Annotated in this window: 13 protein-coding genes and 1 pseudogene; 3 read left to right on the top strand and 11 right to left on the bottom strand. The window is 65.7% G+C overall.

Annotation, left to right across the window (positions count from 1 at the left end):
- Positions 1 to 174: 174 nt before the first annotated feature.
- The 9 genes from pstS to DCM80_RS14450 form a co-directional block, all read right to left on the bottom strand.
- A complete protein-coding gene (gene pstS, locus DCM80_RS14490) occupies positions 175 to 1,188 on the bottom strand; it encodes a phosphate ABC transporter substrate-binding protein PstS (RefSeq protein ID WP_257197577.1) in 1,014 nt (337 codons plus the stop codon).
- A gap of 145 nt (positions 1,189 to 1,333) precedes the next feature.
- On the bottom strand, positions 1,334 to 2,632 hold the full coding sequence (locus DCM80_RS14485; RefSeq protein ID WP_257197576.1) for an ATP-binding protein: 1,299 nt from the start codon (positions 2,630 to 2,632) through the stop codon (positions 1,334 to 1,336).
- Positions 2,633 to 2,676: 44 nt separating this feature from the next.
- The gene (locus tag DCM80_RS14480) at positions 2,677 to 3,732 is read right to left on the bottom strand and encodes a lysylphosphatidylglycerol synthase domain-containing protein (protein ID WP_257179403.1); all 1,056 of its coding nucleotides are present in this window, start codon (positions 3,730 to 3,732) and stop codon (positions 2,677 to 2,679) included.
- Positions 3,733 to 4,151: 419 nt separating this feature from the next.
- On the bottom strand, positions 4,152 to 4,583 hold the full coding sequence (locus DCM80_RS14475; protein WP_257197575.1) for a GNAT family N-acetyltransferase: 432 nt from the start codon (positions 4,581 to 4,583) through the stop codon (positions 4,152 to 4,154).
- Between the two features lie 20 nt (positions 4,584 to 4,603).
- A complete protein-coding gene (locus DCM80_RS14470; RefSeq protein WP_257197574.1) occupies positions 4,604 to 4,831 on the bottom strand; it encodes an Rdx family protein in 228 nt (75 codons plus the stop codon).
- A 12-nt stretch (positions 4,832 to 4,843) separates the two neighbouring features.
- A complete protein-coding gene (locus DCM80_RS14465; RefSeq protein WP_257197573.1) occupies positions 4,844 to 5,749 on the bottom strand; it encodes a haloalkane dehalogenase in 906 nt (301 codons plus the stop codon).
- The gene (locus tag DCM80_RS14460) at positions 5,746 to 6,336 is read right to left on the bottom strand and encodes a TetR/AcrR family transcriptional regulator (RefSeq protein ID WP_257197571.1); all 591 of its coding nucleotides are present in this window, start codon (positions 6,334 to 6,336) and stop codon (positions 5,746 to 5,748) included. Before DCM80_RS14460 ends, DCM80_RS14465 begins: the two co-directional genes overlap by 4 nt.
- Positions 6,337 to 6,433: 97 nt before the next feature.
- Entirely contained in the window at positions 6,434 to 6,730 is a 297-nt protein-coding gene (locus tag DCM80_RS14455) for a hypothetical protein (RefSeq protein WP_257197570.1), read from the bottom strand.
- A 2-nt stretch (positions 6,731 to 6,732) separates the two neighbouring features.
- The gene (locus DCM80_RS14450) at positions 6,733 to 8,127 is read right to left on the bottom strand and encodes an OmpA family protein (RefSeq protein ID WP_257197568.1); all 1,395 of its coding nucleotides are present in this window, start codon (positions 8,125 to 8,127) and stop codon (positions 6,733 to 6,735) included.
- 164 nt (positions 8,128 to 8,291) lie between these two features.
- Between DCM80_RS14450 and DCM80_RS14445 the strand changes: the two genes are divergently transcribed.
- On the top strand, positions 8,292 to 9,350 hold the full coding sequence (locus DCM80_RS14445) for a polysaccharide deacetylase family protein (protein WP_257197566.1): 1,059 nt from the start codon (positions 8,292 to 8,294) through the stop codon (positions 9,348 to 9,350).
- Positions 9,351 to 9,505: 155 nt separating this feature from the next.
- Positions 9,506 to 10,306, top strand: coding sequence for an SDR family oxidoreductase (locus DCM80_RS14440; protein WP_257197564.1), 801 nt, complete (start codon positions 9,506 to 9,508; stop codon positions 10,304 to 10,306).
- Between the two features lie 137 nt (positions 10,307 to 10,443).
- Here DCM80_RS14440 and DCM80_RS31295 read toward each other — a convergent pair.
- A pseudogene (locus DCM80_RS31295) lies at positions 10,444 to 10,587 on the bottom strand (benzoyl-CoA 2,3-epoxidase subunit BoxB); the annotation flags it as partial.
- Positions 10,588 to 10,772: 185 nt separating this feature from the next.
- Here DCM80_RS31295 and DCM80_RS14430 point away from each other — a divergent pair.
- On the top strand, positions 10,773 to 11,534 hold the full coding sequence (locus DCM80_RS14430; RefSeq protein WP_257197560.1) for an outer membrane protein: 762 nt from the start codon (positions 10,773 to 10,775) through the stop codon (positions 11,532 to 11,534).
- Between the two features lie 244 nt (positions 11,535 to 11,778).
- On the opposite strand, the gene boxB is transcribed toward DCM80_RS14430, so the two are convergent.
- On the bottom strand, positions 11,779 to 13,230 hold the full coding sequence (boxB, locus tag DCM80_RS14425; RefSeq protein ID WP_257197559.1) for a benzoyl-CoA 2,3-epoxidase subunit BoxB: 1,452 nt from the start codon (positions 13,228 to 13,230) through the stop codon (positions 11,779 to 11,781).
- Positions 13,231 to 13,247 lie beyond the last annotated feature (17 nt).

Genomic DNA, 13,247 nt, shown 5'->3' with positions numbered 1-13,247 from the left:
GCCACGCCGATCCCCTGTACTGACTATACCTGTTCTTGCCTGTTGGGTCCCGTGCCCCGGACGCGGCGCGGCGCGAAGTGCTGCGACGCAGATCCGGGGCCCAGCTCTTGTGGGTCCCGGCTCAGCGCAGCAGCGTTGCACGCTGCAGCGCGTCCGGGACACCAAAGCCACTACTCAGCTCTTGATCTCGGCAGCCCAGGTCTTCTCGATCTGCTGGACGACGCTGTCCGGCATCGGGATGTAGTCGAGCTCCTCGGCCATCTTGCCGCCGCTCTTGAAGGCCCAGCGGAAGAACTTGATGGCTTCCTGCGCGGCCGCCTTGTCGGTGGCGGACTTGTGCATGAGGATGAAGGTCGCCGCCGTGATCGGCCAGGACTTGTCGCCGGGCTGCTCGGTCAGGATGACGTAATAGCCGGGAGCCTTGGACCAGTCGGCGTTGGAGGCGGCCGCCTGGAAGGCCTCGACGGTCGGCTGCACAGTCTTGCCGGCCTTGTTGACGAGACCGGTGTAGGTCAGCTTGTTCTGCTTGGCATAGGCGTACTCGACGTAACCGATCGAGTTCTTGGTCTGGCCGATGTTGCCCGAGACGCCTTCGTTGCCCTTGGCACCGACGCCGACCGGCCACTCGACCGCGGTGCCTTCGCCGACCTTGCTCTTCCAATCCGCGCTGGCCTTGGAGAGATAATTGGTGAAGTTGAAGGTGGTGCCCGAACCGTCCGAGCGGCGGACCACGGTGATCGCCTCGGAGGGCAGCTTCACGCTCGGATTGAGCTTCTTGATCGCGGCATCGTCCCACTTGGTGATCTTGCCGAGATAGATGTTGGCCAGGGTCTCGCCGTCGAACACCAGCTCGCCCGGCTTCACCCCCTCGAGGTTGACGACGGGAACGATGGCGCCCATCACCATCGGCCACTGCACGAGGCCGTCCTTCTCGAGCTGCTCGGCCTTGAGCGGCGCGTCGGTGGCGCCGAAGGTCACGGTCTTGGCCTGGATCTGCTTGATGCCGCCGCCGGAGCCGATCGACTGGTAGTTCAGGCCGTTGCCGGTCTCCTTCTTGTAGGCGTCAGCCCACTTCGAATAGATCGGGAACGGGAACGTCGCGCCGGCGCCGGTGATGTCGGCAGCAAAGGCCGCCGTCGTCGATGCGGCGACCAAGCCGGCAGCGACGATCGTCTTGAGGAAATTCATGCTGGTCTCCATTGGGGGGAGCGAAGCGCCATCCGCGCCCGATCGCGCTCCCCGCGCCGCCCCGTGTAGGAGCGGTCGGCTGTGCTTTTACGAAGGTTTCGTGACAGCTGGATGACACAGGCAAGCAATTGATATTGCTTGGATTTCAAGCTGCCACGGCAGCCTTGATCTGGGGAAAACAGGCGGTGAAAGTGGCGCCCTGCCGGGGCACGCTTTCGATCAGGAGCCGGCCGCGATGGCGGTTAAGAATATGTTTCACCAGCGATAATCCGAGCCCGGTGCCGCCCTGCGAACGGCTGTCGCCGACGTCCACGCGGTAGAACCGCTCGGTCAGCCGCGGCAGATGCTCGGGCGCGATGCCGGGGCCGAAATCGCGGACCATGATCCGGATTTCCTGAGTTCCGTCAGCGGCCGCGCCCGAGGTCAGCGACACGATGACACGTCCGCCCGAGGCGCCGTATTTGAGGGCGTTCTCGATCAGATTCTCGAACAGGCGGAGCAGCTCCTCGCGGTCGCCGGCGATCATCACCGGGCTGTCCGGCAAATGGATCTCGACCGCGACCTGGCGCTCGCGCGCCAGCGGCTCGAGCCCGTCGGCGACCTGGCGGATGATCGGCAGGAGATCGACCAGGGTGTCGGGCCGGACATGGGCCGACAGCTCGACCCGCGACAGCGACAGCAGATCGTCGATCAGGCGCGCCATGCGGGTGGCCTGGTTATGCATGATGCCGAGGAAGCGCTCGCGCGCCTTGGGATCGTCCTTGGCCTGCCCCTGCAGCGTGTCGATGAAGCCCGACAGCGCGGCCAGCGGCGTGCGCAGCTCGTGGCTGGCATTGGCGACGAAATCGGCCCGCATCTCCTCGACCCGGCGCAGCGGCGTCTGGTCGTGAAAGGTCATCAGCATGCATTTGTCGGCGCCGCCGAAGCTGGTCGGCACCGGCACCGGCGTGATCATGAGCTCCATCCAGCGATCGACCGGGACATGATCGAGATAGGTCGCGCGCCGCGGCTCGGTGGTCGCGATCGCCTCGCGCAGCGCCGTGATGATCTCGGGCGAGCGTAGCGCGAACTGGGCGAGCTCGTTCCGGCGCAGCGCCGGCGCGAGCTGGGCGGCGGCCGCATTGAGGTGGATGACGCGGCCGGCGCGGTCGAGCAGCACCGCCGGATCCGGCATGCCGGAGACCACCGCGGCCACCGCCGCGCTCTCGACCGGGTTGATGCGCCCGACGTCGTCGCGCGAAGCGGCGGGATCATGCAGGCGCCACGGGATCAGCGCCGCGGCGGCGATGCAGAGGAACACCGCAATGGCGTGCAGCGCCGACAATTCGCCGAGCGAGACCACGACGGACAGCGCCAGCGCCGCAGCGATCAGGATGATCGTCGAGTGCCGCAGCCGGTCGGACCAGGGCTGGGCGGAGGGAGAAGATGGGGCGTCGATCGCCATCGGGGCGGACTTCTCCTGGGAGCTTGTCTCAAAGCTTGGCGCCGTCAGGCGCCGCTGTCGCTACGCTCTCTCACATAAGCGGCTTCGCGCGCCGGACCGGGATCGAGCTTGAGCGCTGCCTGCTGCAGGCGCTTCGATCGTGCGCCGATGATAACTTCACGAAACGTCAGCAAGATTACAGAGATGACGAACGGGGACAGATAATAGAGCACCCGGAACAGCAGCATGCCGCCGAGCAGCTCCTCGCGGTCCATCTGCCAAAGGCCGACCAGCATGGCGGCGTCGAACACACCGAGCCCGCCGGGCGAATGGCTGGCGAAGCCGAGCAGCGTCGCCGACACGAAGATCACCGCGACCACCACGAAGCCGACATTGGGCTCGTCAGGGACCAGCACGTACATCGCCAGCGCACAGAAGCCGAGATCGATGATGCCGATCGCGATCTGGAGCAGCGTCAGCGGGCCGCCCGGCAGCACCACGGTCCAGGGCCCGCGGCCGACCACGCGCGGCTGGGTCCAGACCCAGACCACGTAACCGACCAGGCCTGCGATGAGCATCAACGCCAGCGTCCGGTTCAGCCACGGCGGCAGCTGGTCGATCGAGGCGGCGGCCTCGGGGTGATAGGCGATGCCCAGGCCAAGCACGGCGGCATTGCCGAGCCAAAAGGTCAGGCCGGCGAGAAAGCAGATCTTGGCGACGTCGATCGCATTCAGCCCATAGGCCGAATAGATGCGATAGCGCACCGCGCCGCCGGTGAAGACGGAGGCGCCGACATTGTGGCCGATCGAATAGGAGGTGAAGGCGGCGAGCGCGTTGATGCGGTAGGGCACATGGTCGCGGCCGATCGCGCGCACGGCGAACAGGTCGTAGAAGGTCAGGGTGAAATAGCCCGCGGCGACGAACAGCGCCGCCATCGCAATCTGGGTCGGCTCGGTGCTCTTGATCGCCTCGAGGACCTCGTTGAAGTCGATGCCGCGCAGCATGTGGTAGAGCACATAGCAGGCGATGCCGATGACCGCGACGCTGATCACAACGCCAAGCTTATGCAGGACTTGCTTCTCGCGCAGAAACGACGTCGCCCTGCGTATGGCTTCCAGCATCTAGACCTCGAACAACGCTTCAGCGGCCAGAACGGCCGGCGGACAGGCGGACGGCATACAGGCACGCGACGACCCCTCGCCGCCGGCTCCGGCATCGCGCATGCCCCCTGCCCCTCCACTAGCGCGTTTTGGGGCGGAGTGGAATTCGCCAATTCGAACAAAAACACGTGCCTTCAATATTTTAGGCAGGGTCCTGGCTCCTGATGCGGGGTTTTGGCGCCTCTAGCGGCAAGGCTTGACGCGAATCTTCCTGGCGATCCTGCGCAGAGGCCATGAAGTTTTGATGATTTCGGCCGCACAATGTTCCGTCACGCCTTAGGCTGACGTCAATCTATGGACGGCGCCGCCTGTTGAAAGGGCGGCTCCGGACCGCCTTCACGGTCTGCCGATGCGCCGGAAGGTCGCGGGGCCGTGCCCCCTCAAGGGGCGGTCAGATAGCCGCGGCGATAGGCGCCGGCCTGATCGTCGAAGATCGCCATGGCGGTCGTCATCCGCCGGAAGCCGAGGCGTTCGTAAAAGCCTTCCTTGCCGGGCACCGCATAGAGGATGATCTTGCGATGGCCGCGGCAACGCACAAGCAGACGTTCGATAATTCCGCGGCCAAGACCCTGCCCCTGGCGGTCCGGGTGGACGGCGATATCGCAGAGATAGGCGCAGTCGCGGCCGTCGGCCAGCACGCGCCCCGCTCCGACGATGCGGCCGTCCTCGATGGCGAAGGCGCGAAACATGCTGTTGCCGAATACCAGCGCAAGATCGGCCGGCGCCTTGTTGCCGAGCGGGGCGATCCGATAGAGCTCGGATAGCTCGCCCCAGTCGATGCCGGCGAGATCGTCGGCCCAGACCATGGACATCGCGAAAACCCTCCTGAGGCTCAGCCCCGCGCGGCGCTGACGGCAGCGACGATGTCGTCGCCGTCAGGAAAATAGCCTTTGCTGCGGCTGGCGACGATGCGGTCGCCGAGCTTGACCTGGAAGACGCCGCCCTTGCCGGGGACGAGGTCGGCGTCCAGCCCCAGCTGCCGGTGCAACGCAGCGGCCGCCTCCTTGGCGCGCTTCTCATAGCCGCACGGGCGGCAATAGATGATGGTCAGGTCCGACATCCCCGTCCTCCGTCAGGCCGCAAGCTGTGGAAGCATTGCCTCGATGCCGGCAATCCAACCGGCCACCGAACGACCGATCGCGTCGGGATGATCCTCCTGCAGGTAGTGCCGGCCGGGCCCGAGGCGGACGAGCGCGCAGTGCTGGAGCGAGGCCGCGAACGCCTCGGCAAAGGCGGGAGCGACCACCGCGCCCGGCTCGCCCGCGAACAGCAACTTCGGATAGGAGGACGCCTTCAGCGAAGCATGAGCTGCTTGCAGCGCCTGATAGACGTCGGCGGGCTCGCCCGCGATCGGCAGCTCCCGCGGGAATTCCAGGACCGGACGGCGGCTCTCCGGCGTCGGAAAGGGCGCGCGGTAAGGCGCCATCTCGTCTTCGCTCAGAGTGCGCATGATGCCGCCAGGCAGCACGCGTTCGACGAAGGCGTTCGCCTCCAGGATCATGGCCTCGCCCTCGCCCGGCGTCCTGAATTTGCGGAAGGTCTCGCGCGCTGCCTCGACCTGGTGGAAATCCTGCCAGGTCGGCATCGGCCGGATGAACTCCATGAAGGCAAGACCGCGCACGAAGTCCGGCCGGCGCGCAGCGAGATGAAATGCGAGCGCGGTCCCCCAATCCTGCGCGACGAGATAGGCGGAGGAGATGCCGAGCTGCTCGATCAGCGCGTCGAGATAACGCACATGGTCGACGAAGCGGTAGGCGATGTCGGGTTTGCCGGACCGGCCGAAGCCGATGAGATCGGGCGCAATGCAATGCGCCACCGGCGCCACCAACGGCAGGATGTTTCGCCAGATGTGCGACGAGGTCGGATTGCCGTGCAGGAAAAGCGCGACCGGCGCGCCCTGCGCACCCGTCTCGCGATAGGCCATCGTGCTTCCCAGCACGGACGCGTTGCGGATCTGAATCTCGGCTTGCTGGCTCATGTCGGCTCCTTGAAGACGGTCTTGAATGCGATGGTCTTGAAGCGCTCGAGCGCCTGGGGCGTGCGGTCGACCTTCATGCGCAGGATCGCGCCCTGCCAGGACGCGAGCAGGAAGTCGGCAAGCTCCTCGGGCGCGAATTCGGAATCGATCTCGCCGCTTGTCTGCGCCTCGTGGATGCAGGCGGCGAAGGGCATGCGCCACTCGGCGAAGATTTCGGCAAGGCGGGCGCGCAGCATCTCGCTGCTCCCAGCGGCTTCCAGACTGAGATCGCCGATCAGGCAGCCGCGCCCGTAGCCGTCGGCTTCGAGCCGTCCGGTAATGATATCGAGATAGCGCTTGAGCCGGGCCCGCGGGGTCAGCGAGCCGTCTTCAAGGGCCTCCGCGACCAATCCTTTCGTGATCTCGAAATAGCGATCGAGCACCTCCGCGGCGAACACTTCCTTGGAGCGGAAATGATTGGTGAAGGACCCCTGTGGCGCGCCCGCGGCGGCGGTGACATCGCGCACGCTGGTGCCGTGATAGCCGCTCCGGAACATGACCTTGAGGCCGGCGTCGAGGATGGCGTCTTTGAGGGAAGGTTTGGGCATGGCGATATAATACGTACGTACGTATTGATATCAAGCACTGACATTTCCGAGCGCTTGGGACCCGTGCCGGGACAAAGGTGGGCTTGGTGGCGGAGCCTCAGCCGGCCCGCATGCTGCGCGCGACCACGCGGTCGCGCAGCCAGGCCCCGATGGTGCAGCCGACCAGGTAACAGGCGAACATGATCAGGCCGAGGTCGAGCCAGTAGCCGAAGCGGCCCGGGACCACATGGGCGAACGAGGCCGCGACCAAGGCGGCGACGAGCGCGGCGAGCCAGCGCGCGGTCACCTTCGAGGTGCCGTTGCCGCGCTGGACCACCGAGATCCAGCCCATGCAGAAGCCCAGCAGCACCGAGCCGATCAGCCAACCCAGATGGAACGAGACGAGATAGGGCATCGTCACCTCACCAGAAATTCGATGCGGCGGTTCTGCGCCTTGCCGTCGTCGGTATCGTTGCCGGCGACCGGCTGCGTGCTGCCATGGCCGACCGCGGTGAAGCGGCTGGCGTTGAGGCCGGCCTTGACCAGATAGTCGATCACCGCCTGGGCGCGCTTCTCCGAGAGCGCCCGGTTGAAGCCGTCCTCGCCGTCGGCGTCGGTGTGCCCGGCCACCTCGATATTGGTATTGGGACAGCGCAGCGCCGTCTCGATCAGATGATCGAGGATGCCAGCGGAATCCGGATCGATGTCGGCGCGCTTGGCTGCGAAGCGGATCTTGCCCTTGGCCAGGATGTCCGTGAACAATTGCTGGCACACGGTGCCGTCGACCGGCCCTGCCGCAGGCTTCACGGTGATCTCCGGCTTGTACTGCCAGTGCTTGGGGAAGTCCTTGCCGAGGCCTGCGCGGATGTCGTTGGCGGCACCCTCGTAGAGCGCATCGCCCGACAGCTTCACCTCGCGATCGGACACGACGAGCGTGCCGGTCGACAGCCGCGACAGGGCGCCGAGCGCGGCGACCACGGCCGTGTTGAAGGAGCCGGGGGCGCCGATGCTGGCCTTGAGATTGTCGACCACCTTCTCGGTGAAGAACTTTCGCGCGGCGCTGGTGGCGATTGCCGCATGCACGTTGTTGTCGGGGACGTAGCCGGTCAGCGTCACGGTCGCCGCGACCGGATCCTTGTAGGCCTGGAAGATGTAGGGCGGCGCCTTGACGTCGTTGGCGGCGACGGAAAAGCCCTCGGGCAGGTTCTTCAGCGCAGCCGCGATCGCCTCGCGGCCGCCGAGCTCGCGCGCCATGCCCGACAGATTGACCTTGGTATCCGTGATCGTGATCTTGCCGTCCTTCAGCTTGCCGATCTGGTCGAGCAGCAGCATCGCGGCGGCTTCGAACCGGGGCGGCGCACCGCGCGCCAGCCCCATCTGGTCGGCAACCTCGGCGCCGCCGACCTCCTTGCGGGCCGCCTCGGTCAGCCGGCCCTTGATCGACGGCAGCGGCGCGGAGCCCGACAGCGTCACCCGCACCACGTCGCGCTCGGCGTTCCAGACGAACGGCTGGGCCTCCGGAACGAGCCGGGTCCGGTCGTCGACCAGGCGCACGCCCGGGACGGTCTCGACCGCCGTCACGGCGTCGCGGCGCCCCTCCTCGGAGAAGGCGTCCGCGACCAGGCTGACGTCGCGGCCATCGACCGCGATCCGGGTCTTGTCCAGAACGGTCCCCTTCAGCGCGGCCGAGCTGCGGGCCGACAGGTCGGCCTCCACCGGTAAGGTGTTATTCCAGGCCGCAAATCCCCACATGACGGCCAGGGGAATCAGCCCCAGCCACCATTTGCTGGCCCACCTGAAAAGCTTCTGCATTCGACGACCCGAACTCTGGAACCGGAGACAAAACAAACCCTTGGCAGGCTGTCAAACCGGAAATGGCGCCCTTCCGGAAGCACGGATCAGACAATCGGAATAACTTTTTCTTCAAGGGTTCTTCCGTAAGTTGAGGACGGAATGCCAGAGTCCGCCGACGGGTCATGAAACAACTACGTAACAACGTCATCCGCGCCGGGCTGGGAGCACTTTATTTCAGCGGGGCGCACCATCTGCTGCGCCCGCTTTTGTCGGGCGTCGGCGCCATTTTCATGCTGCACCACGTGCGGCCGGCCCGCGAGGCCGCGTTCCAGCCGAACCGGCATCTCGAGGTCACCCCCGAATTCCTGCGCGCCACGCTGTGCCATTTGCGCTCGATCGACGTCGACATCGTCACCATGGACGAGCTGTATGAGCGGCTGGTGCAGGGCCGCTTCGACCGCCGCTTCGCCGCCTTCACCTTCGACGACGGCTACCGCGACAATCTGGACCACGCGCTGCCGGTGCTGCGCGAATTTGACGCGCCGATGACGGTCTATGTCGCGAGCGATTTTGCCGAAGGCACCGGACGGCTGTGGTGGACGGCGCTGGAGGCCGTGATCGCCAAGGCCGAGCAGATCGACATCAGGATCGGCCATTCCGCGCTGCGGCTCGATGCGACGACGCCCGCGGCCAAGCAGGCCGCGTTCGACCGCCTGCACGACTGGCTGCGCGCGCTGCCGGGCGAGCATGATCTGGCGCGGGAGATCGAGGCGCTCTGCGCGGCGCATGACGTCGACATGGCCGCGCTGTGCCGCAGCCTCTGCCTGTCCTGGCCCGAGCTGAAGACATTTGCCGCCGATCCGCTGGTCACGATCGGCGCCCATAGCGTCAGCCATTGCAACCTCGCCAAGCTGGCGGAAGACATCGCCGCACAGGAGCTGGCCGTGAGCCGCGCGCGGATCGAGCAGGCGCTGGAACGTCCCGTGCTGCATCTCGCCTATCCCTATGGCGACCGCGAGGCCGCCGGGACGCGCGAATTCGGCATGGCTGCGACGGCCGGCTTCAAGACCGCGGTGACGACGCGGCCCGGCATGCTGTTTGCCGAAAATGCCGGCCAGATGACGGCGCTGCCGCGCGTCTCGCTCAACGGCAATTACCAGGACGCGCGGATCCTGCCGGTGCTGACCTCGGGCGCCGCGACCGCGATGTGGAACGGTTTCCGCCGGATCGCCGCGGCGTAAGCGCCATTCCAATCTCCGCTGTCGTCCCGGACAAGCACGCGCAGATCCGGGACGACACCGAGTAACCGGCACTGGCGTCGCGTCACACTCGCATCCAGCCTTGCTTGACTCCCCTTGCCGCCCCGCCCAAAACAGCGCCAACCAAGGGAGGCCTCATGTTCAACGACCTGTTCTCGCTCAAAGGCCGCGTCGCGCTGGTGACCGGCGGCTCGCGCGGCATCGGCAAGATGATCGCGGCGGGATTTCTCGACGCCGGCGCCGCCAAGGTCTACATCACTGCGCGCAAGGCCGGGCCGTGCGAGGCGACCGCCAAGGAGCTCACCGCGCAATATGACGGCGAGTGCATCGCGCTGCCGATCGACATCTCCACCGTCGAAGGCTGCGACCGGCTGGCTTCCGAGATCATCAAGCTGGAGCCGAAGCTCGACATCCTCGTCAACAATGCCGGCGCGGCCTGGGGCGCGGAGTTCGACGAATTTCCCGAAAGCGGCTGGGACAAGGTGATGGACCTCAACGTCAAGTCGCTGTTCTTCCTGACCAAGGCGCTGGCGAAGCCGCTGCGCGCGGCCGCAAGCGCGGAACGTCCGGCCAAGGTGATCAACATCGCCTCGGTCGACGGCATCTTCGTCAACCCGGGCGAGACCTATTCCTATGCCGCCAGCAAGGCCGCGGTGATCCACCTGACGCGGCGCCTGGCGACCAAGCTGATCAAGGACAACATCAACGTCACCGCGATCGCGCCGGGCGCCTTCAAGTCCGACATGAACCGGGCCGCGCGCGACCACGGCGACGAGGTCGCCCAGCGCATTCCGGCGCGGCGGATCGGAAGCGACGAGGACATGGCGGGGGTGGCGATCTATCTCGCCTCGCGCGCGGGCGATTACGTCGTCGGCAACACCATCGCGGTCGACGGCGGCGTGGTGTACGCGAATGCGGGGCTGGAGATCGCGGGGTAGGCGCAAGCTGCTTACGCTCCGCTGTCGCCACGCACTCGCTGTCATGCCCCGCGAAGGCGGGGCATCCAGTACGCCGCGGCGCGGAGTACTGGATCACCCGCTACCGCGGGTGATGACACCATTTGTGTGGCGCGAGGCATGTCCTTTAACTGGCCGATCTGTCGGTGGAAGGCGACGTGGGGCAGCGTCAGCTTGAAGTCGTAGCCGGCGGTCGAGATCACCTTGTTCCAGCGCAGCATGCCCTTGACGCAGTCCTGGCTTTAATCGTCGCGCAGGCGCATCTATGGCGCGCTTGACAAAAGTCTCCGTCGCCAAAAGCCGAGGACGAAAGAGCCGCCACGACGGAGGGCTGCTCTCATCGGATGCAGCATCCCCTTTTGCACTCGCTGTGTTGTTCCAGTGACAGCAATTCAACCGGGAGCAAGTATTCTGCGAACCAATCTGCACGACTGGGATTGCCAATACGATGAAGGTTATTGCCACGCTCGCCGCTTCGGCGGCACTCACTGGATCGGCTGTTGCGGCGGATCTGGCAGCCCGGCCCTACACCAAGGCGCCAGTCCCGGTCACTGCCGCCTACAACTGGACCGGCTTCTATGTCGGCGCCAATGGCGGCGGCGGCTGGGCTCGCAAGTGCTGGGACATGTTCTCCGTGCTCGGCGCTCCCCGCCCGGTCGCGACCGAAGGATGCCACGATGCGACCGGCGGCACGGTTGGTGGCCAGATCGGCTATCGTTGGCAGGCGACCAACTGGGTTTTCGGTCTTGAGGCGCAAGGCAACTGGGCCGATTTCAAAGGGTCCAATACCAGCTTGGTATTTCCCGCCCCCTCGGGCCAGATCAACCGCAGCAAGGTTGACGCCTTCGGCCTGTTCACCGGTCAGGTCGGCTACGCCTGGAACAATGTACTTTGGTACGTGAAGGGCGGCGCCGCTGTCGCCCACGACAAGTATGAGGGTATCGACATCCCGACCGGCGCCGTGTTCGATCGTGCGAGCGAGACCCGCTGGGGCGCCGCCGTTGGGACCGGCATCGAATATGGCTTCGCCCCGAACTGGTCGCTCGCGGTCGAATACAATCACCTGTTCATGGGCAAGCGCGACATCAGCTTCAACTTTGTGCCGCCGTTTGCAGGGCCTTCGCGTAGCGACACCATCCGTCAAGATGTCGATGTGGTCACCGCCCGCATCAACTATAACTTCGGCGGCCCGGTCGTCGCCCGCTACTGATCTGAAGACGCTCGCGGACAACAAAGCCCGGGCACCGCACGGGGCTTTTCTTTTGACGGTTTGATGATCCGTCGATCGGGGACGGTTGCCGCCGATCGTCTCCAGGCGCGATGCCCCGCGAAGGCGGGGCGTCCACTACGCCGCGGCCTATCGGCTTTAATCGCTGCTGCCGCGGAGTACTGGATCACCCGCTTTCGCGGGTGATGACACCTTTGGTGTGGCGCGAGGACCAACCCCTGACGTCCTACGACTCGATCTTCACGTATTCGAAATCGCCGGGCTTGTTGTCGATGCCGACCTTGGGCGGCGAGATCCAGGAGGCGTACTTGCCGGTCTCGGTGACGGGCTGCATCAAGGAAGTGATGAAGTCGCCGTCGCTGGCCGAGGGCAGCCACTCGTCCTTGCGCCGGGCCCAGGTGGCATCATCGATCAGGATGCCGTCGGGCGTGGCGTGCACGTCCTTGAACTCGCCGATGTGGCGGTGGAAGGCGACGTTGGGCAGCGTCAGCTTGAAGTCGTAGCCGGCGGTCGAGATCACCTTGTTCCAGCGCAGCATGCCCTTGACGCAGTCCTGGCTGTAATCGTCGCGCAGGCGCATGTTGAGCGCGGTCAGCGCCGGCTCGTCGACCAGCTTGATCTCCCCGTTGATGAACTTCAGCACCGGATAGGTGGCGTTCTTGAGCTGGTGGTCGTCCTCGATCTGGGTCTCGTGATAGCGGCCCTTGATGCCGGCGTTGAAGGCGTTGGCCGCGTTGGTCGAGACCTCCGAGCCGAACAGGTCGAGCGACAGCGTGTAGTGCAGGTTCAGCTTCTTCTGGATGGTCGGCAGGTCGATCACCCCGAGCGCACGAACCTTGGCGATGTCGGTGGGATCGGTGATGCCGGCCGCGCGCATCGCATCGCAGGTGCGCTGCACGACGCGGGTGATGCCGGTCTCGCCGACGAACATGTGGTGCGCTTCCTCGGTCAGCATGAAGCGGCAGGTGCGCGACAGCGGATCGAAGCCGGATTGCGCGAGGCTGTGCAGCTGCATCTTGCCGTCGCGATCGGTGAAATAGGTGAACATGAAGAAGGACAGCCAGTCCGGCGTCGCTTCGTTGAAGGCACCCAGCATGCGCGGCGCATCGGCATCGCCGGAGCGGCGGCGCAGCAAATCGTCCGCCTCCTCGCGGCCGTCGCGGCCGAAATATTTCTGCAGCAGATAGACCATCGCCCAGAGATGGCGGCCTTCCTCGACGTTGACCTGGAACAGGTTGCGCATGTCGTAGAGCGAGGGCGCGGTCTTGCCGAGATGGCGCTGCTGCTCGACCGAAGCCGGCTCGGTGTCGCCCTGGATCACGATCAGGCGGCGCAGCATGGCCCGATGCTCGCCGGGGACTTCCTGCCAGGCCGGCTCGCCGTAGTGCTCACCGAACGGCACGACGCGGTTCTCTTCCTGCGGCGCGAGCAGGATGCCCCAGCGATATTCGGGCATGCGGACGTAATCGAACTTGGCCCAGCCGCGCGGATCGACGGAGTACGCGGTGCGCAAGTACACCAGCGATTCCTGGAAGCCTTCCGGCCCCATGTCGCTCCACCAATCCATGTAACCGGGATGCCAGCCTTCCAGCGCCTTGAGCACCTGGCGGTCTTCGGCGAGGTTGACGTTGTTCGGAATCTTGGTCGAGTAGTCGACGTTCATGATGTTCATGTTCATGGCCGTGCTCCTTGCTC

Source organism: Bradyrhizobium sp. WBOS08 (assembly GCF_024585125.1).
GTDB classification, from domain to species: domain Bacteria; phylum Pseudomonadota; class Alphaproteobacteria; order Rhizobiales; family Xanthobacteraceae; genus Bradyrhizobium; species Bradyrhizobium japonicum_B.
Note: the sequence above shows the minus strand (reverse complement) of the source record. Positions and strands in the feature narration are given on the sequence as shown.

Bases quoted from the DNA above. Each gene is read 5' to 3' on its own strand.
- pstS (WP_257197577.1), bottom strand. From the start codon at position 1,188: ATGAATTTCCTCAAGACGATCGTCGCTGCCGGCTTGGTCGCCGCATCG.
- DCM80_RS14485 (WP_257197576.1), bottom strand. From the start codon at position 2,632: ATGGCGATCGACGCCCCATCTTCTCCCTCCGCCCAGCCCTGGTCCGAC.
- DCM80_RS14480 (WP_257179403.1), bottom strand. From the start codon at position 3,732: ATGCTGGAAGCCATACGCAGGGCGACGTCGTTTCTGCGCGAGAAGCAA.
- DCM80_RS14475 (WP_257197575.1), bottom strand. From the start codon at position 4,583: ATGTCCATGGTCTGGGCCGACGATCTCGCCGGCATCGACTGGGGCGAG.
- DCM80_RS14470 (WP_257197574.1), bottom strand. From the start codon at position 4,831: ATGTCGGACCTGACCATCATCTATTGCCGCCCGTGCGGCTATGAGAAG.
- DCM80_RS14465 (WP_257197573.1), bottom strand. From the start codon at position 5,749: ATGAGCCAGCAAGCCGAGATTCAGATCCGCAACGCGTCCGTGCTGGGA.
- DCM80_RS14460 (WP_257197571.1), bottom strand. From the start codon at position 6,336: ATGCCCAAACCTTCCCTCAAAGACGCCATCCTCGACGCCGGCCTCAAG.
- DCM80_RS14455 (WP_257197570.1), bottom strand. From the start codon at position 6,730: ATGCCCTATCTCGTCTCGTTCCATCTGGGTTGGCTGATCGGCTCGGTG.
- DCM80_RS14450 (WP_257197568.1), bottom strand. From the start codon at position 8,127: ATGCAGAAGCTTTTCAGGTGGGCCAGCAAATGGTGGCTGGGGCTGATT.
- DCM80_RS14445 (WP_257197566.1), top strand. From the start codon at position 8,292: ATGAAACAACTACGTAACAACGTCATCCGCGCCGGGCTGGGAGCACTT.
- DCM80_RS14440 (WP_257197564.1), top strand. From the start codon at position 9,506: ATGTTCAACGACCTGTTCTCGCTCAAAGGCCGCGTCGCGCTGGTGACC.
- DCM80_RS14430 (WP_257197560.1), top strand. From the start codon at position 10,773: ATGAAGGTTATTGCCACGCTCGCCGCTTCGGCGGCACTCACTGGATCG.
- boxB (WP_257197559.1), bottom strand. From the start codon at position 13,230: ATGAACATGAACATCATGAACGTCGACTACTCGACCAAGATTCCGAAC.